Source organism: Coleofasciculus sp. (genome assembly GCF_046565525.1).
In the GTDB taxonomy this organism is placed as follows: Bacteria; Cyanobacteriota; Cyanobacteriia; order Cyanobacteriales; family Coleofasciculaceae; genus Coleofasciculus.
Window position 1 is genome coordinate 62,112 of the sequence record NZ_JBKHUP010000005.1, and the last position, 23,108, is coordinate 85,219.

Sequence of the window (23,108 nt, forward strand, 5' to 3'; positions counted from 1 at the left end):
TATCCCGTAGGGTGGGCATCGCCCACCAGCCAAAATTTTAGTACCATTCTACTTAGGTCTCAGTGGAACAGTAACCAATAGGTAGGATGATCAAGAATGGGTCAGCGACAGTCGAGATACATGATTGTATCGCTGTCCTTTGTCATTTGTCATTTGTCCTTCATCTTACGGGTAAGGATTAGTGTAGAGAGGTTCCCTGGCATCTGTCTATAGGGTTGATTGGGGAGACTGGAGAGTGACAGGTGTCTGGCAATTAACCGGGGGCGATGCCCACCCTACTACATCGGCAAGGTTAAAATTGTGGGTAAAATTTTTCTGGATAGCTACTCTCATAAGGGTTTGGCGAAAATACTTGACCAACGTTTTAACCTTGCCAGTGTACTACGGTATATCAAGGATTGCGGCGTATGGAGACATTAGTGTGGCAGGAAATGAAAAAGCTATATGCGAGTTTCTCTTCTCAAATATGGGACGCATAAATCTCAAGCACATTGGTATACTTCGACAAATAGGAATTCCTGACAAAAACTATACCGATTATCGTCTAGCAGAATCTCTAAGTGATATAGCAACCCTATCAACAACAGATTCGAGGAAAAAAGCAGATGTTTATCTGAATGGCAAAGGGGTTTCCATCAAACAAGCCGGGAGTTCATTTTCATTTAATCGTTTACAGAGAGCTAATCTGATTCAAGTCTATTCACGGTTAGGATTAACTGCTCCTCAGACAATCTTAACTCAGCTTGATCAAGAAATTCACCGATTCCATCAAGGACTCCTTTCAAGCAGAGATCGTCCTTGGCATGATTTTTTCTCGGAAAATGATTTCAAAACAATTTTGAAATTTTTAATGATGTTAGGGAGTCCTAATTTAGGGATGTCACAACACCTAGCCGAATTAATTTTAGAAGCGCCAGCCACTCAGATTAGTCAAGATACTATCAAAATTTATTCTTTTGATGAGTATTTCAATCGTTACAAGGAAAAATTACACATAGCCATCAGGCGACAATGGATAGGACAAAAAAGTAAGAGCGAACATGGAAGAGCTATTAGTCTTGCAAAAAAGCCAGATAACTTGCCTTGGCTTTTTGACGACGTAGTTGGAATTCCAAGAGGAGGATGGAGAAATGATATTGATGAAGCCGATAGGAAAACCGTCTATTTTTTAATGATTGAAAAGAAAAAATAGGTGGCGCGATAAAAATATAACGCTTAACTAAGATGTTGTTATGGGGTGAAGTTTTATCTGGTTTAGCTTTTTTTGAGGATCGGCGGCTAATAAATCTTGGTATATACTTTTGGCTAAAGCATAGCTTAAATTGACTGGAACAGCATTACCAATCATTTTGTACCCAGCAGCTAATCGTTCATAGTAAAAAATAAAGTCATCATTAAATGTTTGAATCCTAGCACATTCTCGAACTGATAAACGTTGGTAAGGATTGGGTGATTTAGGGTCAAACATCCATTGATCCTTTCCGATATGAATCATTTTATTTGCCTGGGGATGGATTGGTGCATGACGACCACCTGCCTGAATGGTAAATGATGGTTCATTCCAGGAACGAACACGGTTACGAGACATATAAATACTGGAGAATCCGCCAACCATATATTCATGATTGGCAACAAGACAGTCTTCCCCTCGGGTCTTGTTATTGCTCAATGCCGGGATTGCTGATTCTCGCAAATTCCATAAGGCATCTCGTAAGGTAAGAATACGAGATACAGGCACTAAAGCGTCAAAATTGAAGCATTTATTCAAGTTGATATGATAACCAATAAAAATAACTCGCTTTCTATCTTGAGGCACATTATAATGCCGAGCATTCAAAAGTTTGTAGGAAATGACATAGCCAGCTTCCTCAAAGGCTGCAATAATGTTCTGTAATGCCTTTTCGTGCTTTTTGTGAAGCATTCCTGAAACATTTTCCGCCAAGAAAAAGCGAGGTTGCTTGTCTTTCAAAATCCGGATATACTCTAAAAATAATCTGCCGCGATCGTCATTGAATCCCTTTTGGGTACCTGCCTCACTCCAACTTTGGCAGGGAGGTCCGCCAATAATCCCGAAGCAGTCTGGAATTTCCGCAGAAGAAACCTGTCGAATATCACGCCGATCAAGAAACGTATCTGGATGATTACTTTGATAGGTTTGCCACATATCTTTGTCATATTCATTTGCCCATATCACCTTAAAACCTGCTTGACGAAAACCCATATCTAGCCCCCCACAGCCTGAAAATAGAGAGACTATCGATTTTTCCCTTAACGTTCCATTGGTGTCTAAGTTTTGCTTGTCCATCTTGACGCTTTACATCCTGTAAAAGATTTGAGAAGCCTTTGCTTAAGCATTAACTATTTAATTAGCTAATTATCGTTTTGTCAATATAGCTGTTTAGCTGGGGTACAATTTGCTTAACGTGACTTACTCAATCACTGGGCTAATGGCACAGACGCAAAGAAAGCCGGTATACGTGAAACCAGAACATCATGAAATTTTAAGACGCATTGCTTTTGAGCAACGTTGCAACATTTCGGATGTGTTAGATGCTGTTTTGGAACAAGCAGACTGGGAAACAATAACGCAAGAGGCGAGAAATAAGCCTGTAGAGCGATCAATGAAACGGGGAGGAACCGATCAATGACAATATTCATGACTGACTAATGAACTTGCCAATCGTCTATCACCCCGACTACGTTACCCCCCTTCCAGCCGGACATCGCTTTCCTATGTCCAAATTCGGCAAACTCTGTGAACTCCTCCTCGCCGATAATATTGCCACTCCTGAACAAATCTACACTCCCAACACCCCACCCACAGAATGGATTCAACTGATCCACACCCCTGACTACATCCAAGCCTACTGTAACGGCACACTTGACCCGAAAGCCCAGCGCCGGATTGGATTACCCTGGAGTCCCGGCTTGGTTAAGCGAACTTGTACGGCGGTTGGGGGTACAATCCTGACGGCTCAACTTGCCCTGACTCATGGTATTGCTTGTAATACGGCGGGAGGAACTCATCATGCTTTTCCCAGCTACGGATCAGGCTTTTGTATCTTTAATGACCTCGCGATCGCGACTCGTGTCCTCCAGACTCTGGGATTAGTCAAAAAAATCCTAATTCTTGATCTGGATGTTCACCAAGGAGATGGTACGGCGTTTATTTTCCAAAATGACCCCACTGTATTTACCTTCTCCATGCACTGTGAGGTCAATTTCCCCGCCACTAAACAAAAAAGTGATCTTGACATTCCCCTCCCTATGGGCATGGATGATGATGCTTACCTGCAAACCTTAGCCCACTATCTCCCCGATATTTTGTCTGAAGTTCAGCCTGACTTAATTCTATATGATGCCGGAGTGGACACCCACGCCTGCGATCGCTTTGGGAAGCTAGCACTTACAGATACTGGAATTTACCGCCGTGAAATGCAGGTACTCAGCACCTGTATTGCATCAGGCTATCCTGTTGCTAGTGTGATTGGGGGCGGCTATGGAGATGACCTGAAGGCATTAATCTACCGTCACTCTCTCCTCCATCGTGCCGCTAACGATGTTTATCGTCATCTAGTGTGAAGGGAACAGACGTAGGGTGGGCAATGCCCACCTTTCATACGGGTGAGCCGAGCGCCTAGTAGTTTAGAATTTATAATCAATCTCTCGGCACTGATACACTTGAAGAGTCAAGAGGTTGCTCTACCCAGCTCTAGGAGATACTGTGCTGCTATCAAAAGGCTTTGAAATTGAGATGTATACTGGCACTCCCCAAGGGGAAATTGTCGGTCTTTCTGATCAGATTGTGGCATCCTTGGATGGATTCATGCGGGAACCCGACAGTCGCAATGTCGAGTATACCACCGCTCCTCTATGCTGCTATGACCGCCTTTTATGTGCATTGGTACGCCCGCGTCAGCAACTACGTGCTTATCTGAAAACCCTGGGAAACTACACCCTAATTCCCGGAAGTACCCTTTCTCTAGGGAGGAGCGATCGCTTCTACCGGTCTGACCCGCAAAACCCTTATCATGACTACATTGAGCAAACCTACGGTAGTAATGTTGTCACCGCCAGTGTTCATATCAATGTGGGCATTTCTGACCCAGAACGGCTGATGCAAGCCTGCCGTCTGGTACGAGTAGAAGCACCCTTATACCTGGCGTTAAGCGCATCGTCTCCCTTTCTCGACGGAAAAGCGACAGGGTATCACTCCACTCGCTGGGGGATTTTTCCCCAAACCCCTTCTCAGGTTCCCCTCTTTGAAAGCCATGCTCACTTTATTGAGTGGACCCAAGCCCAACTGGCGGCGGGAACGATGTGTAACGTGCGCCATCTTTGGTCATCGGTTCGACCCAATGGCAATCGACGCCCTTATGATTTAAATCGTCTGGAATTGAGAATTTGTGATTTAATCGTTGATCCGATTGCCCTGCTTGCGGTAACAGCCTTACTGGAAGCCCGTTTGACCCAGCTTTTAAATGATCCGAGTCTTGACCCTCTCTACGGAAGTCAAGGATCGACTCGCACTGCTGAGTTAGTCGCCCTCACCGAAGCGAATGAAATGGCGGTTGCCCGTTCGAGTTTGGATGCCCAACTCACCCATTGGCAGGATGGCAGAATGATTTCGGCAAGGGAATGGATTGATGAACTGTATCAAGAGGTTTTACCCATTGCCAAAGCTAAAGGCTTCAGTTGCTTCCTCTCGCCCCTGAAAAAGATTCTCCGCCAAGGGAATACAGCAGAGCAGTGGTTACAACTTCAATCCGTTGGCTTTGACACTCCGCAAATTCTCAACAGAGCCATTCAAGACATGGCGGAACAAGAAAAAGAACTTGAAGACAAGTTATGTCAAGCTTTGGTAGCTTAGTAAGTAGGAGGGATGATTTGTCAAGAGTGATCGGGCTAAAAATTAAAATATCTAATCAGCTTCTTCCCAAAACTTGATATTAAAAAAACATATAATATCAAGATTTCCAATGGGTCTGAGCCAATTCAGGCAACATTCATGAACGTTTAGGGTAGAACTGAAAAGAGGTTTGAGTTTTTATGCTGAGGGTTGTCTTAGTTTACCCCCAAATTCCGCCCAATACGGGCAATGTCGCCCGTACCTGTGCCGCCACAGATACGGAGTTGCACCTCGTCGGACCCTTGGGGTTTGAAATTAGCGATCGCTACCTCAAACGAGCTGGACTTGACTATTGGCCCTATGTCAAGTTGCACTACCACCAAACGTGGGAGGTATTTAATCAGGTTTACCAACAGCTGGGAGGGCGATGGATTGGTTTCAGCACTTCTGGGCAATACAGTTATGTTCAATTTCCATTTCAACCCAATGACTGGCTTTTATTTGGCAGCGAAACCCAAGGACTGCCCCAGTCAGTTTTAAGGCGTTGTGACGCAACTGTGTTTATTCCCATGACACAACCCGGTGTTCGCAGTTTGAATCTTTCCGTCAGTGCTGCTTTGGGTTTATTTGAAGCACGGCGTCAACTGGGATACCTGATAAGTGAAAGAACATTGCCTGATAACGTTTAAGTATTTAAAGCAAAAAAATTAGACCTTCAGCAGGTGCTAATTCCGGAAACTTGGCTCTACCTGAAGCGTTGAACTGTAGGACGGAATACTACATGTATGTAGATTGGCGTATATATAAATTTATTTAATCTGATCAAGATTTAATGAAAATTAATTAAAATTTAACAAGTTCCACCTTTGTGCAGAGGGCATTTTCTTCATTTATCTCTGTCAAAAAATTAATGGCGCTGAATTCAGCTATCTAGAATACGGAAAATCCACTCCTTTGATAAGAAATTTATATAAAAAAGATTCCCGCCCAATCGAGGCGGATTGATAGATTTTAATCATCCCAAGCAGGTTGATCCCAGGTAGCCCAAAGCCAAGACCCGCAAGAGAAAGCGCCGTTTTATCCGATGTGACATTACCGATAACAGCGTTTCTACCCCAGGCAAGCTTGGGTAGACTGTACGGTTGTTCTTTACCAAAAATTCACGTAAAGTGCCGTCTGTAATCGTTAACTGCTAAACTATCGGTTGCTAGACTATGAGCTTGAGCTCTATTCAGTTGCTAAATTCTGCGATCACCGGATATTCTGGAAGGCTAACTAACACCAAACCCGCTTATGAGGAAAGGAAAGCAGGGCTAGCCCTCTTCCGGAGAAAAGCCTGTCAAGTCTGTATGTTCTATGCACAGGTTCTTGGCAAAAACCGCCCGACTATCAACCGCGTCTTTTAGAGGGTTAAGTATCAAACTCAACTATATTGTTCTAGAGACAGCGAGTTATGGCTTCATGAAGGGTGAATCGAGCGGTGATCGTCAACAACGAGAAATTTATCCAGTCAGATGAGCTTGTCTAAATCAAAAAAGCAGGGTACTCTTGCCTAAGTATGTTTACTGTCCGTGATCTAAATCACATTTTTGGGTGAGAACCCTCATTGACTGGGAAAAATCATTTAGGAACTGTTAAGTGCTCGTCACACACTAGGAGGTCGTTTTTGAAACGGACATTTACGCAGAAGGTTAAACAGGTTCCTTCGTGTGCAGCCAACTCCGCCCACTCCTTTGAGGCGTTATTGAAGCTTTCTGAGGAGAAGCCGTCAGTCGGCGCAACGATTCCGACCGAAGGCAACCGCAGAGCTAGGACTTCTGCTGCCATGATTGGGTTGGCAATTTCCATGGGAGCTTCCAGCTTGTTGTTACCGCAACAAAGTGATGAAGCTCTAGCCGTTGAACCCATTGCCTCTGAGCCAACGCTGACAACTCTGCCTGTTGGCGTGAGTTCGCCTGCGTCTGTGCCAACAGAAAGCCAACCAGACGTTGCCACACTCTCGAAACCGCCGCAAGCTAAACCTGCCCCCGCCCCAGCCCCATCACCAGCCCTTTCCACACCTGTGGTGAAACACAAGGTACAGGAAGGACAAACGCTATGGGAGGTCTCGCAAACGTACCAGGTAGCTCCAGAAGCGATCGCGGCGTCGAATCCTGTCCAACCCAATGCCAATCTGTCAGTTGGACAGCAGCTAAAAATCCCGACAGTGAACGGTATCGTTCACGAGGCTAAACCGGGTGAAACCGTCGAATCCGTATCCAAATCTTACGGTGTCGAGCCAAACCGATTACGGAACTCGAGCAGAGTATCCACAGCCGGTCAGCTCAAAACCGGTGAATCGGTCATCGTTCCCGGTCAAGTCGATGACCTGCTTAAAGCGAGACAAAACGTTGCTCTTGATGATTTAAAACACAAACGGAACCGCTTAAATAGCAGTCTGGCGGAGTTGAGGTCTGAGGAGTCCATCAACCAATCAACAACAGCAGCAACGCCATCAGCGTCAGCAACCCCTTTCCCGACGGCAGAACGGAGACTCGATACCCCAGCGTCAACCGCGACGAATTCCAGCACTCCTATTGGTATCCCGGTTCCTACTCCGGAAATTGCGGCATCGCCGACTGTAGACTCAAAGTCGGTCTATCAACCTCAATCTCCCGTAGTTATTCCCGTTCCTACACCAGAAATTGCCGCATCACCGACGGTGGAGTCTCTAGGAGTCAATCCGTACCAGTCACCTGTGGTGATTCCGGTGCCCACTCCGGACCGAGAAGCCGCATCAAGTTCAAAATCAAGAGCTACCAGCCTCTCTGAGTCGTCTGTGGTGATTCCGGTTCCCACTCCAGATACAGCGGCGTCTCTGGCTGTGGAGGACAATACACCGAAGCCATCACCATCATCCGTGGTGATTCCGGTTCCCACCCCAAGTCCAGCCCATTTGACCTCACAAGAGCCATCGGAAGACCAAAAACCGATCACCTTCCCCAATACAAGGCTCGAACCCGTCACAACGCCAGAAATCACGGCTCAACCCCCAACACCGCAGCCAGTGGTGATGGAAACGGTGGTGGCGAATAGAGCGGCGACGAGTACTTACGAGGTAAAACCTGGAGATACGATAGACGCGATCGCTCGTCGCTATGGTTTATCCCGTTCTGAATTAATTCAAGCGAATGGCTTAAATAATCCCAACCTGATTCGAGTCAATCAACAGCTCGCAATTCCCACGACGGCATCAGCTGAGTTATCCGAGCAAAGAGTAACATTTTTACCGGGTATTAAAGAGCAATCAAACAATTTTGTTACTCCCTCAGCACCAGCCGAGGTTGAAGCACCCAGAGTCGTTGTTCCAACTACAACAACGTCCGCCTCACCAATTATCCCAACAGCACCAACATTTCCACCCCCAACCGCTTCATCAACTGTTCTCGCCCAATCATCCGTTGGCGAAAACGCCCCAGCTAATACCCCTATCGCCTTAGATGCGAAGCGGAATCAGTCCGCTAATACTGGGGAAAACCCCTACGTTGAGCGTTTGAGGGCTGATATTCTCAGAATGCGGGCAGAATATCGTCATCAGCAAGCCACAGAACCGACCAGTTCACCCAGCAATGTGGTTGTTCCGGCTGTGCCAGTTGCGCCGAGTTTAGCTGAGCAATCAACACCCGCTAGGGTCAATCCGGAATTCAATCCGCAGCGGTATGAACAGGAAACTCAAACCGCTTCAGTTCCCATCGCCGTACCGCCACCTGCGGCAACCCCATCTGAACCGAAGGAGCAAATCTTAGCCGCCGCCCCAGCCCCAGCAGAAAGTTATAACCCGATGCTGCAAACCCCGGTGGGAACAACGGTTGCACCTCAACTGCCTCCTCTGTCTGCTCCGGATATGTACTTGCCGGATAGCCCTGCCCCATTTAATGGCTATATTTGGCCCAGCAAGGGAGTTTTAACCTCTGGCTACGGTAGGCGTTGGGGACGCATGCACAGGGGTATTGATATTGCGGCTCCTATTGGTACACCTATTGTGGCAGCTGCCCCTGGTGTTGTCGTCACCGCTGGTTGGAATTCCGGTGGCTACGGCAAATTGGTGGAAATCAAACATCCGGATGGCAGCTTGACCCTCTATGCCCATAACAATCGAATTTTGGTGCGTCGGGGTCAAGAGGTAGACCAAGGGCAACAAATTTCGGAAATGGGTAGTACTGGCTACAGTACCGGTCCTCATTTGCACTTTGAGGTTCATCCATCGGGACGCGGAGCCGTTAACCCAATGGCTTATCTACCCAAGAATCGGTAGTTGATTCTCCCAGCGACACAAGTGTGTAGAGGCGTTGCCTGCAACGTCTCTTCTGGCGTGACACCGCTCAAATTGTGGAATAGATTGTAGGTTGAGTTGACGCAAGGAAATCCAAATGTCATGCCACTACCGGATTGATACATCTATCGTGGATAGATGCTAGAAAAGATGCTTGTGTTCACGTAAGCTTTATGCTAAATTAAGGAGGCTGTCAAAAAAAACGGCTCAGTAGCTCAGTGGTTAGAGCAGGGGACTCATAAGCCCAAGGTCGCAGGTTCAAATCCCGCCTGAGCCATTCATCTAAATCGGCAATTAATCTCACTGCTATAATGTTCGAGTTAGCGGTGAAATTAATTGCCAGTGTTAAAACCTTATCTGAACCTGGTAAGAAGAAACAACTAACCAAAAAAAACTACTAGCTGGAAAGATGGGAATAGTGATTGATTTCTTTTCTTATTAAAGGATAGATGACAAATGACTAATAAATTTCCGCCTCAAGCTGACTCAGTGGCACAAAACACTCTTGAGGCAAAAGAATCGGTTTAGCCCGAAAAATTAACTTCCCACGATAGCTAAATCGGTCAATTGCCACACCAGTAGGGCGTTGGGTCAGATGAGGATGGACTTCATAATAGGTATGGTATATCTGCCGAGCGGCTCTGAGGAGACCCGGGTCTAACAACATCGGTAGCCCTGTCCGAGTTTCTGTATAGTCTCCTTGCCGTTGCTGTGATGTGTATACCACCCGCCTAACCCTATTGTTTAATTCATCAACATGATTCTTGTCGGACGTTTCGTTGAATCAGAGTAGCTGCGCTCCTGTTTGACTTAACTTATGGCTGTTTGAGTATCTCAATCAAAGCATGTCCCATTTCCTGGCAACCGACAAGGGTCATTCCTGCTGACATAATATCCCCTGTACGGTTACCTTTATCTAAAACTTTCAGAACTGCCTGCTCAATCTGGTCAGCCGCCGTTGGTTGATTTAACCCATAGCGTAGCATCATTGCGGCACTCAACACTTGAGCCAAGGGATTTGCTTTATTTTGAAGAGCAATATCCGGTGCGGAACCGTGAACGGGTTCAAAAACGCCGGGTCCTTTTTCCCCTAAACTGGCAGATGGTAACATGCCAATACTGCCGGTGAGCATTGCAGCGGCGTCTGAGAGGATATCTCCGAATAAATTCCCCGTGACAATCGTATCAAACTGCTTAGGATCTCGAACTAACTGCATGGCAGCATTGTCAACATACAGATGAGATAACTCCACATCCGGATACTCAGTCGCTAATTGGGTGATGCGATCGCGCCATAATTGAGATACCTCTAGAACATTGGCTTTATCAACCGAACAGAGTTTACCCTGGCGTTTGCGAGCGGTTTCAAATGCCACTCGTCCAATTCGGTCAATTTCGGCTTCTGTATACGCCATCGTATTCACACCGCGCTTTTCCCCGGTAACGCTGGTAAAGATTCCCTTCGGCTGACCGAAATAAACCCCACCTGTCAGTTCTCGCACCACCATAATATCCACCCCTTCAACCACCTCCCGTTTCAAAGTTGAAGCATCAATGAGTTGGGGTAATATGGTGGCAGGTCGTAAATTGGCAAATAAACCCAATCCTGCTCGTAATCCCAACAAACCCGTTTCGGGGCGTTGATGGCGCGGCAGGTTATCCCATTGATAACCACCGATAGCAGCCAGTAAAACGGCATCGCTATGGCGGCATTTTTCCAGGGTGTCAGCCGGTAGGGGTTCACCGGTAGCGTCAATCGCCGCCCCCCCCATCAAGGCTTCCGTGAATTCAAAGCTAAGATTTAACTGTTCGCCAATTACGTTTAACACATCTACCGCGACTGCCATAATTTCTGGACCGATGCCATCACCAGGCAAAAGGGTAATACGGTAGTGCTGCTGTGCCATAACTTACGTGTAATCCTGTGGACAATCTGAAAAAGTGGACGCCTGAACCATGCAACTTGACCAGGCAGTCTCTTATGATAACGGCTAATTGCCCCCCCTGACCGGAATCGGTTTCAATTTTTTAATTTCGTTGGGAAAATGGGGATTGGGGAAGAGGTGAGGAGGATAAGAACGATTTTCTGGATGAAATTTTGAGCATGACTCATAGATAGTGAACTCGAAGGCGCATCCGATTCATCCAGATTAAACACGATAGGTTTTACTAGAGGGAGACTCACATTACGATGGCACTGAATTTAGTTAACCAACTAGGGGAATGGAATCCCCAGTTGTTTCGAGAAATTAAAGGGCGGCTTAAACCCCGCAATATCTTAATTGCCGTAGCCATGTCTTTTTTGGGACAGTTACTGCTACTGATTGGTTTTGCCGGTGAATTACCCGTAGTTGAGGAGGAAAAGATTGGTTACAGCCGTTATTGTACAGGTGTGACTCAGGAATATTCTTCTCCAACCTGTCTATCCGATGGCTTGGGTGGGTTTGTGATCAATTGGTCACTCTGGTGGCAAGATGTATTTGTTTGGCTTAGCCTAATCGGTATTTTTGCCCTTTTAGTCGTTGGCATCTATATGCTGATTAGTGATTTGTTTCAGGAAGAAAGTCGCGGTACCCTCAATTTTCTACGTTTGACTCCGGGTTCAACACTGAATATTTTAGGGGGCAAATTATTGGGAGTTCCCCTGTTACTTTATCTAGTCGCTGCCCTCGCCTTGCCCTTGCATCTGGTGTCGGGTTTGGCGGGTCACATTGGTTTGAGTCAGATTCTAGCGTTCTACACGGTTCTGGGTGTCAGTTGCCTATTCTTTTTCAGTGGGGCGTTACTATTTGGCTTAGTCGGTAATGGGTTGGGCGGTTTTCAACCTTGGTTGGGTAGTGGCGGAATGCTCATATTCCTGTCGATTATCACCAGCATGGTTCATCACGGGGATATGAGTAACACCCCCATGGATTGGCTGACCTTATTTAATCCGGCAATTTTTTTACCGTACCTGATTGAGTCGAGTTCTCTAGATGCGGTTAATACTTATCCAAACGGTGATTTTGGGGATTTGGGTTGGTTTTATCTCCCCATCGGTAAGACAATGTGGGCGATGGCTGGATTTGCCATTCTCAATTGTGGTTTATGGAGTTACTGGATTTGGCAGGGGTTAAATCGCCGTTTTCACAACCCTACGGCTACCTTACTGAGTAAGCGACAAAGTTATCGGTTAACGGTTTGCTTTGAAGTGATGATTCTCGGATTTGCACTAAATCCTGATGTAAACAATTCGAGAAATTATGCCAGAGGGTTGTTTGAGAATTTTGAATTCCTACTGGTGTTTAATCTGATCCTGTTTTTAGGACTAATCGCGGCGTTGAGTCCCCATCGTCAGACGATGCAAGATTGGGCGCGTTACCGTCACGCCAAACGCTCATCGCGCCAAGCTGGGATTATGGCAGACTTAATCTGGGGCAAAACCAGTCCCGCCCCTGTAGCGATTCTGTTGAATTTAGCGATCGCGTCTGCTATGTTACTGCCATGGATTCTGCTGTGGTCTCCCAGTGAATACAAGACACCGGCGATTTTGGGGCTATTGGTAACCGCCAGTCTCATCGTTTTCTATGCTTCAATTGGACAGCTTATGCTGTTGCTGAAAACGCCAAAGCGGGCAGTTTGGGCAGCAACGGTGGTGGGTGGAATCATTATTTTACCGCCCATCATTTTCGGCTTTTTGTCCATGTCCCCGTCGGTAGAACCTACGCTATGGCTATTTTCGGCGTTTCCTTGGGCTAGCATCCAATATGCAGCGGGAACCTCAGTCTTAGTCGCTCTCGTTGGTCAATCCCTGGCATTAGTCTTGTTGAATCTTCAACTGACGCGACAGTTGAGAAAAGCGGGTGAGTCTTCGACTAAAGCCTTACTGTCTGGGCGGATGCCCTTAGAGATTCAGTAATAGAATCATCATTGTAGAGACGTAGCCTGCTACGTCTCTACAAAGTTAGGACAAAGAAGGCATTGTTTCACTCCCTTTTTCCATAATAAATTCTAGCAACCAAAAACAAACTACCGTTAAACCTGTCAACAATGTACCCGTGGCAAAACAAACACTATATCCAAAACTCGCCGCTAAATAGCCGCTGACTAGAGAACCCAAAATCGTTGCTACCCCAATAATTGAATTATAGACTCCCAGCGCCATTCCCTCCTCACCTTTAGTCGCCAGCCTTGCTACTGATAGGGTACTAGCCACATTAATCACAGCCCAAGTCAAACCCGTGAACAGATGGGCAAATCCAATAATGACTAAACTCATTGGTGTTGGCTTTAAAAGTGCCAGGATGGTAAAAATCATAAAAATTCCCACTCGCACGGCTGTTACCCAAGTCAGCAATCTAATACTGTCATGTTTTTGGGCGAACTGACCGATTGGAAAATATAAAAATGCCTCAATCAACGCCTTGCCAAAAACAATTAAAAAAATCAAAGAATTTGTTGCTCCCAAAACCTCAGCCAGAAAAATGGGGAAGGCGAGATAGACAATTTGAATCGCGAGGAACAATAGAGCCGAACAAATGTAATAAAGATTCAGGGGACTATATATCTGCTGCTGTATCTGAGTTAGCCACTCTGGACGCAGGATAAAGTAAATCATTCGGGATGGGTAAAACAGCACTCCCCGTTCAATAACAGCGACAGAGAGTCGTCCCAGTAATAATGGACTAAATGAGCGAGTTGAACGAACCTGCTGGGGTTCTTGCACCCACATTAAACAGAGAATCAAACTGAGTAAGCTTACCCCAGCGGCAAAAACAAATAAACTTCGCATAGCTGAGACAGACCCCCACAAATCAGAGAAAACTTCTTGCCAAATTCCTCCTCCAATTAAAGCGATAACAAAACTCCAACTCCCAATCAGATAAAAACGACCTAATGATTGAGACCATTGTTTTTCTGGAACAGTTTCTAGTAATAGAGCAGTTGATACAGGAATAATGGCTGCCATCAAAAATCCTGCCACTATACTGCATTGCTGCACTTGGATGAGATTATCGGCTACACTAATTAACCCCATACACAGAGAAAATCCGACATATCCTAGAATCAAAAAAGGGCGGCGGGAGCCTAATTGGTCTGAGAGATTGCCCCAAAGGATAAAAGCAACCACACCAGCCAGAGAGACTAAGGAACTGGTTTTACCTACATCTGTGATACTCCCACCAACGACTTGCACGATAAACAGGGAAAGCAGGTTAATGAAAAAGCATTCCCCGATTTTGTAAGGAATTAAGTGAAAAAACCAAAGCGGAGTTGAAGATAAAAAATTGATTTTAAGCATGAGGTTCGGCAAAGAGTACGAATGAAGATTTAAGGTGGTTAATCAGTTTAGTGGTAACGTCACTAACGGCTAATCCAGCAACAGTACGACGGCTTAGTGAGCGCAAAATCACCATGTCAACCGACTGAGAAGCATTGAGAATCACCATCGCCACATCCTCGTGACGAATGACTTTAATCGAGGAACTGACCTGTGGTCCTGCACTACAGAGGACATGAGACAACTCAGACTCAAGTGAAGCAATTTCCTCAGATGTTGTTTGTGAGGGACAAACATGCAATAACGTTACCGAACCTTGATTGGTATCCGCCAGCAGTTGGGCAAATCGCACGGTTCGCACTGTTTGTGGTGTGAAGTTCTTTACCGGCACTAAAAGGCGGCGTATTTTTATTGGCTCATCTAATAGCCGCATCACAGCAACCGGACAGTGGGATGACCAAAAAACACTATCAATGATAGTGCCAAACAAACGCGCCCGTAAGCCGGTATTTTCGCTCCAGCCCATGACAATTAAACGGGCGTCTTGTTCTCGGGCAGTACGAATAATTCCCCGCGCCACATCATCCTCAATTCGTAGTGCGGGTTTCGCCTCAACCTTAAACTCAGAACTAATTTGTTTAGCACGTACCAAAAGCCGCCGACTTTGCCCCAGAGTGATTTGCATCTGGGGTTCATCCATCTGAAGTTGATCCTGGGCAATGGATAAGGGTACAATCTGACCCGATTCATGACGTGCCAATAATGCAGCCATTTCAATTAAAAAGCGCTCCGTCAGAGGGTTGCTAATCGGCACAACTACGGTAAAATCAGAGCGATCGCGCTCAAACTGCTCGTCCAGGACTCGGTGTTCGGCTCGACTTTCCCACCAAAGCACCGATTGGCTAATCTCAGGACTGGGCTTGGGTAGAGGTAGCTGGGGAGCAAATTTTGCGGTTAACACCGGACCGAGAACAGAGGTTACCAGCATTAAAACGATGACACTGTTAAACACCGCCTCACTCAGCAACCCCACCTGCAAACCAGCCAAAGCAGCGGCTAATGTCGCCGCCACCTGAGGCAAAGACAGGGACCACATCACCATCATCTCGTTCCAGCGATAGTGATATAGGACTTTCGCGAGGAAGGCGGCGAGAAATTTACTACCAATTAATCCGGCTAAAATAGCTACAGTGAGTCCGAAACTGCTCCTCAGGGTTTCCAGGAATACGGGTAAATTGAGCATTAAGCCCATACCGACGAAGAAAAAGGGAATAAATAAGACACTACCCACAAACTCCACTTTCTCTTTCACCGGAGAGCGCCCCACCACATCATTCACGGCTAAACCGACTAAAAAAGCCCCGACAATTTGCTCGATATGAATAATTTGCGCTCCCACTGAAGCGAGAAACACTGCCAGCAAAACAAAGAGAAATTGATTACCTTGATCATTACCAGTACGGCGAAAATACTGTTTTCCTGCCCAATCAAAGCCAAACAAAACAATTGCCGCATAGATAGCTAGTGAGCCAAGCTGCACGCTCAGGGTATAGAGGGAGAATTCTCCGGCGTGAATCGATACACAAATGGCTAATACGAGCAGCGCACTGATATCTGTAAAGATTGTTGCACCAATAGTGACGATGACGGGTTCAGTTTCAACTAAACCTAGACGCTGGACAATCGGATACCCTAATAGGGTATGGGAGGCAAATAGAGAACCAATGAGTATCGAAGCGTTTAGACCAAAACCAAATAGTTGCCCAATTAGGGTACCGACAATCAGCGGCACAATGAATGTGGCAAAACCAAACCCTAAAGAGCGATTTTTCTTTTTGCGAAACTGTTCTAAGTCAATTTCTAATCCAGCCACGAACATCAAATAGATTTTGCCGATGTCCGATAGTAGATGTATGGTTTCGCTTTCAGCACTCAGTAGCCCTAACCCATGCTCACCTAGCACTACCCCCGCCACCAGCAAACCCACTAATCCGGGCAATCGTAAGCGCTCAAAAATTGGCGGAATTGCCGAAATTACTAATAAGAGAATAGTAAACGATACAAGTGGGCTATCAGGAAGCCATGTTCGTACTAATTCCATCTGATCATCCTGGTTTAGATAAAGGTGAAAGACTTTACTGTTTTCAGCGAGAACCGCTATTCAGCCAGAAATAACTAGACGTTCCACCGGAACGTCTCTACTACTGCTATTAATGGACTTACGCTCTAGATTTAGGCTGGAATTAATAGAAATGCTATAGATTTTATGCGGCTCATTTACAGTGAGAACAAGCCCCATAAAACTTATCTAAATTGGCTATTGGCTTGGTGGCAAATTCCTGACTCTTCGTTGCTCAGAGCGAATTTTTGGGAGACAACAATTTGTAGCGAAGCTGCCAAGCTAATCCAATATCTGTTCTGAGCGATAGAGCACCTGAATACCAGACGCGAAAGTTTCTGTTACTTCCGCTCTACCCTAACTAATACGACGTCTCCTTTGAAATTAGATGAGGAATATAAATTTCTATATCCCTAAGTATACATCTTCTTGACCCAACGCGCTGAAGAGTCAGGTATGGCGCGTAAAGTAAATATGTAGGGGCGGGTTCAGGATCACAAGCTGATGCCAGACAATGCCGCGATCGCTCCACGTTCACTCTCACCCGCTTTGGCTACAGCTTACACCTGTGCCAGTCTAGCTCTAGCCACACGCACCTGGTTCTCGGCTTTTTGCAGGGATGCTGGTAACGCGATCGCGCTTATCTAAAATCGCAATAACCTGTCCCCTTGGACGCGATCGCATATTGACATCCTCACCGCCCTACAAGGATGGCGATTCCTCACCACGCCGTAGGGGTTTGGTTACCAAACCCCTACTGGTCTAATTTAGTTAATGGTGGCTGGGGGTGAATCGCCACAACCTTAGGGTAAGCTGATCAAGCTAGATGCTGCTTATTCTTTGTGTCAAGCTTGATTGAGATACTCTGACCTTGACCCAGTTTGCCAAGCTCGCAGCTCAACGATTATTCTGCCTATGGTGACTCTACCAATGGAAGCAAAATAATTTTTTTTAGACTAAAGACCCAACTTTAAACTTATGCCAACGTTTCGTGATTTTGTCGCTCTAGGTGTGGGGACTGCGATCGCTCTGATCTATACAAAACCAAGCGCCTCTCAAGATTTCCCGTCGCCGCTTAGCTTTCAACGTCAAGCCCCGACTCATCAAAGTGATGGGGTGACACACAGAAGATTGACAGACGTTGAGTCCCAATCGAGTGAGGAGAACTTACTCGTAGATGCAGAGGATCACTCCATTCCCACCGTTAATTCTCCTGTGAACACGATAGAGGAGCCAACTCCCGCAAACAGAAGTGAATCCTTGACCTCTGCAAGTGAACCCGTAACCTCTGAAACTGAAAATTCCCCCAATCCCTCAGAACTTGCTCAAGACTCTAGTAACAGACGGGTTACCCAAGAGCCAGACAGCTTGATTGTTCAATCCCCTGAAGCTATCCCCTCCCTACCCACTCTGGAAGAACCAGAAACACCCTCACCCGACTTTCTCACGCCAAATATCGAACCTTTGCCGATACCGTCTACCACCCCTGATCTACCGATATTAGAATTACTCAATCCCAGTGCCAATCCATTGCTGTTTCCCACCAAACCAGAAGAAGTCCAAGTGCAAACGACTCAGCCAATTACCCTAGAACAGGCAATAGAATTGGCACGGCGAAACAATCAACAGTTACAAATTGCTAGATTCCAGTTAGAACGAGCGGAGTTTGCCCTGCAAGAAGCCCTAGCTGCCGAGTTTCCATCGATTAGCGCCATTGCCGAATTTATCCGCACTGAGTCGGAACAACGGCTACTAGATCAAACTAACCAAAGTATCACATCGACAAACTTTGAGAGCCGACTGGAATTAAATTATGCCGCCTATACGGCGGGGCGTCGCCCAGCAGCCATTCAAGCCGCCGAACAACAGGTACGCTTCCAGCAACTGGGTTTAGAAAGCATCCTGGCAGATTTACGACTCAATGTCACCAGCACTTACTACAATTTGCAACAGGCAGATGCCGAAGTCGAAATTAGCCAAGCGGCGGTTAATGATGCGGCTCGCAGTCTACGGGATGCCCAGTTACTCGAACAAGCTGGCTTAGGAACTCGATTTGAAGTGTTGCAGGCGCAGGTGGAACTCGCCAATAATAATCAAGCGTTAACCAACGCCATCAGTCAGCAACGCATTGCCCGCCGCCAAATTGCACAATTGTTGAGTTTAGATCAGCAGGTGGGCATCTCTGCGGCTGATCCCATAAATGTGGCAGGAGATTGGGAAATTTCCTTGGAAGAAAGCATTATTTTGGCGTTGAAAAACCGGGCGGAGTTGGAACAGCAACTGGTACAACGTAATATTAATGAACAACAACAGCGCATTGCCCTAGCGGCGAATAAACCCCAGTTGAATCTATTTGCCCGATATAATATTGCCGCCCAGTTGGATGATAGTGATGGTCCGACTGATGGCTTAACTTTAGGAGCGCAACTCCAGTGGAATTTCTTTGATGGGGGAGCGGCAAAAGCCAGAGCCAGACAAGCCGAAACGGATGTCGCGATCGCGGAATCCGAATTTGCCAATGAGCGTGACCAAATCCGCTTCCAGGTTGAACAAGCTTTTTTTGAGCTAACAGCCAGCCAGGAAAATATTCAAACGGCATCCTTTGCCCTAGAACAGGCACAAGAAAGCTTACGATTGGCACGGTTACGATTTGGTGCTGGGGTGGGTACTCAAACCGATGTCATTAATCAGCAAACGGCGTTAACTCGTGCCAGAGTCAACCTGTTGACAGCAATTCTGGACTACAACCGAGCCCTAGCAGAGCTGCAACGGGCGATTAGTAATCTTCCAAATAGTATTCTTTTTGATTTACCTTGACCTTGGCTAGATCATTTTCAACGTATTCGCGAGAGTCCTCGGTTTCAACTCTCGTAAACCGAGGAGGAATAGCGGGACGCCGGAAGAATGGAGGCGTCCAACATCTCCCTTTTTACGCTACACACAACCCATTATTCCTCCTGATTAACTCGACTTTACTGGGGGCAAATTGCCCAATACGTTTCCAGGTGTAGTCACAAACAGAGATATTTTTGGTATCTTTAGTTTTAGTGAATCCGCCGACGTAGCCAATGTAGATTTTCCCGGCTTTTTCGGCTCTTACTAAGTCACCAACCCTAAGACCAAACGGTGTAATCGTTCCACCCTTACGCTTCCTTATCCCTGACTTGCCCGGGACTTCAAAGTGCAATTGACGGCGGAAAAAGCCGTATTCTTTCCCCCGTTTCACTGCGCCAGGACGGGTAATGATCTTGAATGGGGAGGGAGTGATATTGACGCTGCCAAAGTGGGTGTAACCGCGAGAGTTAAAGCCAGTGAACCGAACATACTTGACGAAATACCCGCAAGCCAACGTCACTCCATCAACTGCGTGGGTCTCCGGTTTGGCTATAGACTTGTTGGTCAAATCCTTCTCTAAACCTAGTTGAGTTCGGAGTTGAGATGTGCCGTTCCCATCTTTTTGCCAACCGTGCCGGACATAGACAGGAGCGATTTTTTCCATCTGGGATATTGCCCAATTCTGCCCAGTCATTACCGGAGAGAAACCTTTGCCCGACTTGGCACGTTTGCGTTTAGTCTGGTCTATGTCGGCTCTAACCCGTTCATACCCTATCCCAGTTACCGGAAATATTGCCGCCAACTCTTTGACTACCCTTAACTCCAACTGCCGTGAGGCTTTGATGGATGGGGGGAGTTTGCACTGTTTGCGGTTATCAAAGCGGCATTGCCGATGGTTACGTTGCTTGAACGGAACATCCCGGTTGATTCTTCTAGAACGTCGAGACCGTCGTAGCATGGCGCGGGTTTTCATCCGCTTTTTAACGCGACCAAATGGAAGAATAAGGTGCAATTGCAGCAGGGTACATTTAGCTGACTGGACACCGACGCCAGAGTATGACTTTCCCGGATCTACTCCGACAGTAATCGGTTGTACTTCCTCTGCCGATGGTTCGATCAGTTGAACGTGATATACACCCAAGTCCGACCATTTCCCAACAGCTTTACCTTCCTTAAGCCACCGTCTAGCCCTAGACGGCTTAGTGGGCATCAGTGGCTTTCCTTCTTTGCTAACTACTGGAACACGATTCATAGAGATAATCCACTCGTGTAAAATGTTTGCGTCTCTTAAGGCATTGGTAAGGGTGTGTCCTGGATTTACCCAGTTTTCAGAGATTCCTGAACCTACATTTAAGCTGAACTAGAGAAGCGTTCAGAAGTGATTATCCCTTACCAACTCATGCCCTATTCATGTACAGACCGTCCATGGAAGGTCTCTACTGGCAGGTTATCTCTGCCAATCCGCGTCTTCAAGAAGTAAGGCGCGGTTCATGAATTATTCTCGCCATTGTTCCACGCCTTACGTCTGGAACAGGCTTCCCTATCTCCCCCAGCCTTTGTACTCTAGGGGACAATTTCGGTAACGACGCGATCGCTGCTAGAGCCACTCCTGACGATCATACTCTGATCCTGTAATTTACCCTCGGCGGTGGCTCCGGTTACGTTAAAAGGGGGATCGACTTGTTTATAAACGACATTCCCTGACGCCTGCATCTTCTGAGTGGGAATGTCCCACCTGACCTGATTGGCGTAGAGTTCGGCTTGGTTGCGACTACCTACACCTTGGACACCTCCCCTTAAATTGGCGACTTCGCTCCCCAAATCTACCTGTCCCTGATTAGCCGTAATGACAACCTTCTCTTGCTGATGGACAATCTGAACAGGCTGATTTGAGCGTACTGTTTCCGCCTGGACGTCCCAGATTGCTTCATTGCTGGATATTAAAACCGGCGGATCAATGGACGTAAGCTGAACATTGTTTTTCAGAATAGCTACTTTGGTGTTTAGGTTATAGTCAGTCTGGTTAGCGACTACGCGATCGGTCACAGTATTATCCTTATACCGTTCAATATGAGTCCGCTGATCCCCAATTAACTTTTTTTCTTTGATTTGCCAAGTCAACTGCTCAGTTTTCAGTTGCACATTTGGGTCTTTCGATATTGTCTGTACAGACCCTTTGAGTTCCATTTGTTCTTGGCGTGTCAAATACCGCCCTTCATTCGCTGTGACCTCGATTTGTTCGGGATGGCGTCCCTCTAAATTTCGGCGCACCACTAATAAATCATCCTGGGGTAACCACTCCAATTCCTCACCCTTGAACACTGCACCATTGCGGGTATCTGTAGCGGTAATTTCTCCTCGCAGAAAGATTTGTTTGCCATCTTCCCGGACTTCCCCGCTCTTGGCTGACACTTTTAAAATAACCTTTCCATCCTGAAATAAATCACCGATTGGCTGTTCAACTTGAGCTATTTTTTTATCTTTACTGTATATCGCTGTGTCAGCTTTTACCCGCCATAAAGGGCGACCTTGTTCATCAGCTTGCTCCAAGGTGACATTGTTAAACACAAGAGAGCCTTCAATCTCAGTGGCTTTTGTATCTTGTTGAATTTTCTTGACCGTTTGGCTGTCAGTCTGACAGCCGGAGAGTGGGGCATAAGCCAATAGACAGAGGCTCACCGCCAAATATCGTTTCCAACTCAACATCATTGGAGCAAGCTTATGTGCAATTTTGATGGTTGGCCATTAGTCCTTACGCCCGAAAACCAAGGACTAATGACTCATAACTTATGACTAATGACCCATGGATTGGTCTCCAGGATCATCCATCATGCCAATACCAGACAAAGGACGGTAGGTATAGTTTTGTCGCGGGGATTTGCGGATACTTTCTTGGATCTGATCCAGATCAATATACCGATCCGCGACGTTAATTAGACTATCGCTAGTCATTGAACGTAAACTAACTACCTCAACCCGCACTCCTCGATAACTGACAGCATCTACAGCATAAGCCAGATCTCCATCACCGCTGACAAGAACGGCTGTATCATAAGACCCAACTAACGCCATCATATCCACAGCAATTTCAACATCTAGATTCGCTTTTTTCGAGCCATCAGGTAACTGCACTAAATCCTTAGCAATGACACGGTATCCATTGCGGCGCATCCACAGCAAAAACCCTTGCTGCTTTTCATTGGTGCGATCAACACCAGTGTAAAAGAAGGATCGCAGCAATCGGGAACCTGCAGTTAAACGAACCAACAGTTTCGTGTAATCAATTTCGATGCCTAATTGCAAAGCTGCATAAAACAGATTGGAGCCATCGATAAATATGGCAACCCGACCGCGATTTTCTAAAACTTGTTCAGGTGTAAAAATGGGATCAGTACTAAAATTATTCAACATGATTTTTATGCCTCTGTTTTTTATGAAAGAAATAGATGCCTCCTTCTTCCCAACCCTCTTCTCGTCTAGTCAGCCCCAAGTTTCTCGTGGCTGAAAACGACAGAACACCATTTGGCTTCCATCGCCCAAAAACAGGTGGAGATTTACTTTAGCGCTGATTAGCTAAGGTTCCCCAACGGCGATGACTGACTGATGTTTCATGATCTTAAATGAGAGTTTTTTGGTTAAAGTCAATGGGATAGCCAAGTTTTTGGTAGATATCGATGTTGATCGGGAATAGTCAGCGAGAACAGACAAGCTGCTAGTCTAGCTTATTACCTGA

General features: G+C 46.3%; 17 protein-coding genes and 1 tRNA gene. 10 read left to right on the forward strand and 8 right to left on the reverse strand.

Annotated elements, in window-relative coordinates; translation table 11 throughout:
• Positions 1-235 precede the first annotated feature (235 nt).
• Entirely contained in the window at positions 236-1,192 is a 957-nt protein-coding gene (locus ACLGGO_RS02785; protein WP_446418196.1) for a hypothetical protein, read from the forward strand.
• 27 nt (positions 1,193-1,219) lie between these two features.
• Here the strand turns inward: ACLGGO_RS02785 and ACLGGO_RS02790 are convergent, their stop codons facing one another.
• Positions 1,220-2,305, reverse strand: coding sequence for a DNA cytosine methyltransferase (locus ACLGGO_RS02790; protein ID WP_446335836.1), 1,086 nt, complete (start codon positions 2,303-2,305; stop codon positions 1,220-1,222).
• A gap of 142 nt (positions 2,306-2,447) precedes the next feature.
• Between ACLGGO_RS02790 and ACLGGO_RS02795 the strand changes: the two genes are divergently transcribed.
• The 6 genes from ACLGGO_RS02795 (at position 2,448) to ACLGGO_RS02820 (ending at position 9,438) form a co-directional block, all read left to right on the forward strand.
• The gene (locus tag ACLGGO_RS02795; protein ID WP_446335837.1) at positions 2,448-2,648 is read left to right on the forward strand and encodes a hypothetical protein; all 201 of its coding nucleotides are present in this window, start codon (positions 2,448-2,450) and stop codon (positions 2,646-2,648) included.
• A gap of 19 nt (positions 2,649-2,667) precedes the next feature.
• Complete coding sequence (locus ACLGGO_RS02800) at positions 2,668-3,582, forward strand: histone deacetylase family protein (RefSeq protein WP_446418197.1); 915 nt, start codon at positions 2,668-2,670, stop codon at positions 3,580-3,582.
• Between the two features lie 142 nt (positions 3,583-3,724).
• Entirely contained in the window at positions 3,725-4,870 is a 1,146-nt protein-coding gene (gene gshA, locus ACLGGO_RS02805) for a glutamate--cysteine ligase (protein ID WP_446418198.1), read from the forward strand.
• Positions 4,871-5,049: 179 nt separating this feature from the next.
• Positions 5,050-5,538: a tRNA (cytidine(34)-2'-O)-methyltransferase gene (locus ACLGGO_RS02810; RefSeq protein WP_446335840.1), complete on the forward strand. Its 489-nt coding sequence runs from the start codon at positions 5,050-5,052 to the stop codon at positions 5,536-5,538.
• A 977-nt stretch (positions 5,539-6,515) separates the two neighbouring features.
• A complete protein-coding gene (locus tag ACLGGO_RS02815; protein ID WP_446418199.1) occupies positions 6,516-9,143 on the forward strand; it encodes a peptidoglycan DD-metalloendopeptidase family protein in 2,628 nt (875 codons plus the stop codon).
• Between the two features lie 222 nt (positions 9,144-9,365).
• Positions 9,366-9,438, forward strand: a tRNA-Met gene (locus tag ACLGGO_RS02820).
• A 183-nt stretch (positions 9,439-9,621) separates the two neighbouring features.
• Here ACLGGO_RS02820 and ACLGGO_RS02825 read toward each other — a convergent pair.
• Positions 9,622-9,888 carry a hypothetical protein gene (locus ACLGGO_RS02825; protein WP_446335843.1) on the reverse strand — a complete coding sequence of 89 codons (267 nt, stop codon included), beginning with the start codon at positions 9,886-9,888 and terminating at the stop codon, positions 9,622-9,624.
• Positions 9,889-9,976: 88 nt separating this feature from the next.
• On the reverse strand, positions 9,977-11,068 hold the full coding sequence (gene leuB / locus ACLGGO_RS02830; protein ID WP_446335844.1) for a 3-isopropylmalate dehydrogenase: 1,092 nt from the start codon (positions 11,066-11,068) through the stop codon (positions 9,977-9,979).
• 284 nt (positions 11,069-11,352) lie between these two features.
• Between leuB and ACLGGO_RS02835 the strand changes: the two genes are divergently transcribed.
• Positions 11,353-13,059 (forward strand): ABC transporter permease, encoded by a 1,707-nt coding sequence (locus tag ACLGGO_RS02835; protein WP_446418200.1) that lies wholly within the window; start codon positions 11,353-11,355, stop codon positions 13,057-13,059.
• 45 nt (positions 13,060-13,104) lie between these two features.
• On the opposite strand, the gene ACLGGO_RS02840 is transcribed toward ACLGGO_RS02835, so the two are convergent.
• Positions 13,105-14,442, reverse strand: a complete 1,338-nt coding sequence (locus tag ACLGGO_RS02840; RefSeq protein WP_446418201.1) for an MFS transporter — start codon at positions 14,440-14,442, stop codon at positions 13,105-13,107.
• Positions 14,435-16,522, reverse strand: a complete 2,088-nt coding sequence (locus ACLGGO_RS02845) for a cation:proton antiporter (RefSeq protein WP_446418202.1) — start codon at positions 16,520-16,522, stop codon at positions 14,435-14,437. The genes ACLGGO_RS02840 and ACLGGO_RS02845 overlap by 8 nt, the downstream gene beginning before the upstream one ends.
• 522 nt (positions 16,523-17,044) lie before the next feature.
• Between ACLGGO_RS02845 and ACLGGO_RS02850 the strand changes: the two genes are divergently transcribed.
• Both ACLGGO_RS02850 and ACLGGO_RS02855 read left to right on the forward strand, forming a co-directional pair.
• The gene (locus ACLGGO_RS02850) at positions 17,045-17,188 is read left to right on the forward strand and encodes a hypothetical protein (RefSeq protein ID WP_446335848.1); all 144 of its coding nucleotides are present in this window, start codon (positions 17,045-17,047) and stop codon (positions 17,186-17,188) included.
• Between the two features lie 330 nt (positions 17,189-17,518).
• The gene (locus ACLGGO_RS02855; protein ID WP_446418203.1) at positions 17,519-19,357 is read left to right on the forward strand and encodes a TolC family protein; all 1,839 of its coding nucleotides are present in this window, start codon (positions 17,519-17,521) and stop codon (positions 19,355-19,357) included.
• Between the two features lie 112 nt (positions 19,358-19,469).
• Here the strand turns inward: ACLGGO_RS02855 and ACLGGO_RS02860 are convergent, their stop codons facing one another.
• The 3 genes from ACLGGO_RS02860 to ACLGGO_RS02870 form a co-directional block, all read right to left on the reverse strand.
• The gene (locus tag ACLGGO_RS02860; protein ID WP_446418204.1) at positions 19,470-20,627 is read right to left on the reverse strand and encodes an RRXRR domain-containing protein; all 1,158 of its coding nucleotides are present in this window, start codon (positions 20,625-20,627) and stop codon (positions 19,470-19,472) included.
• Positions 20,628-20,938: 311 nt separating this feature from the next.
• Positions 20,939-22,084, reverse strand: coding sequence for an LPS export ABC transporter periplasmic protein LptC (lptC, locus tag ACLGGO_RS02865; RefSeq protein WP_446418205.1), 1,146 nt, complete (start codon positions 22,082-22,084; stop codon positions 20,939-20,941).
• Between the two features lie 84 nt (positions 22,085-22,168).
• A complete protein-coding gene (locus tag ACLGGO_RS02870; RefSeq protein WP_446335852.1) occupies positions 22,169-22,786 on the reverse strand; it encodes a LabA-like NYN domain-containing protein in 618 nt (205 codons plus the stop codon).
• Positions 22,787-23,108: the final 322 nt, after the last annotated feature.

Excerpts from the sequence above, each read along its gene's own strand:
- ACLGGO_RS02810 (WP_446335840.1), top strand. The coding sequence starts at position 5,050 with ATGCTGAGGGTTGTCTTAGTTTACCCCCAAATTCCGCCCAATACGGGC.
- leuB (WP_446335844.1), bottom strand. The coding sequence starts at position 11,068 with ATGGCACAGCAGCACTACCGTATTACCCTTTTGCCTGGTGATGGCATC.
- ACLGGO_RS02855 (WP_446418203.1), top strand. The coding sequence starts at position 17,519 with ATGCCAACGTTTCGTGATTTTGTCGCTCTAGGTGTGGGGACTGCGATC.
- ACLGGO_RS02835 (WP_446418200.1), top strand. The coding sequence starts at position 11,353 with ATGGCACTGAATTTAGTTAACCAACTAGGGGAATGGAATCCCCAGTTG.
- ACLGGO_RS02845 (WP_446418202.1), bottom strand. The coding sequence starts at position 16,522 with ATGGAATTAGTACGAACATGGCTTCCTGATAGCCCACTTGTATCGTTT.
- lptC (WP_446418205.1), bottom strand. The coding sequence starts at position 22,084 with ATGATGTTGAGTTGGAAACGATATTTGGCGGTGAGCCTCTGTCTATTG.
- ACLGGO_RS02850 (WP_446335848.1), top strand. The coding sequence starts at position 17,045 with ATGCCAGACAATGCCGCGATCGCTCCACGTTCACTCTCACCCGCTTTG.
- ACLGGO_RS02870 (WP_446335852.1), bottom strand. The coding sequence starts at position 22,786 with ATGTTGAATAATTTTAGTACTGATCCCATTTTTACACCTGAACAAGTT.
- ACLGGO_RS02840 (WP_446418201.1), bottom strand. The coding sequence starts at position 14,442 with ATGCTTAAAATCAATTTTTTATCTTCAACTCCGCTTTGGTTTTTTCAC.
- ACLGGO_RS02790 (WP_446335836.1), bottom strand. The coding sequence starts at position 2,305 with ATGGACAAGCAAAACTTAGACACCAATGGAACGTTAAGGGAAAAATCG.
- ACLGGO_RS02800 (WP_446418197.1), top strand. The coding sequence starts at position 2,668 with ATGAACTTGCCAATCGTCTATCACCCCGACTACGTTACCCCCCTTCCA.
- ACLGGO_RS02795 (WP_446335837.1), top strand. The coding sequence starts at position 2,448 with ATGGCACAGACGCAAAGAAAGCCGGTATACGTGAAACCAGAACATCAT.
- ACLGGO_RS02860 (WP_446418204.1), bottom strand. The coding sequence starts at position 20,627 with ATGAATCGTGTTCCAGTAGTTAGCAAAGAAGGAAAGCCACTGATGCCC.